This window comes from Rhodopirellula sp. UBA1907 (genome assembly GCF_002337565.1).
Taxonomy (GTDB): domain Bacteria; phylum Planctomycetota; class Planctomycetia; order Pirellulales; family Pirellulaceae; genus Rhodopirellula; species Rhodopirellula europaea.
In genome coordinates, this window is sequence record NZ_DDGH01000003.1 from 1 (window position 1) to 439 (window position 439).

Genomic DNA, 439 nt, shown 5'->3' on the forward strand with positions numbered 1-439 from the left:
ATGTTGCCTGAAATCGTTGAATCGGTGATCGTCACGTTCCCGCCATCAATGGCCAGAGCACCGCCACCCATGTCAGCGTCATCACCAGTCGCCGTGTTGCCCGTCAGCGTGACATTGGTCAGCGATAGAGACTGGCCCGATCCGATGTAAATTGCACCACCCGATTCCGCCACGCCATCTTGCAGCTTCAAACCGGAAACGTCGACGCTCACCGCATCACCACCGGACGCATTGATCGCAAAAATCCGCGACGCATTGTCGCCACTGATGATTTGGTCAGATGAATCGCCCAAGGCAATTTGAAGCGATTCCGTGATTTCCAGTTCGCTCCCCAAAACAATCGTGCTCAGACCATCGGCGAAGGTAATGCTGTCGATTGCGGTGGCGGCTGGTTCGCCTGCCACGGTGTCTGAATTGACGGCCGCATTGCTGTTCGAGG

Annotated in this window: 1 protein-coding gene; it reads right to left on the reverse strand. The window is 56.0% G+C overall.

The genetic code is table 11. From position 1 onward, the window contains the following. A partial coding sequence (locus tag B2R17_RS01070) for a hypothetical protein (RefSeq protein WP_286762580.1) occupies positions 1 to 439 on the reverse strand: 439 nt, incomplete at both ends.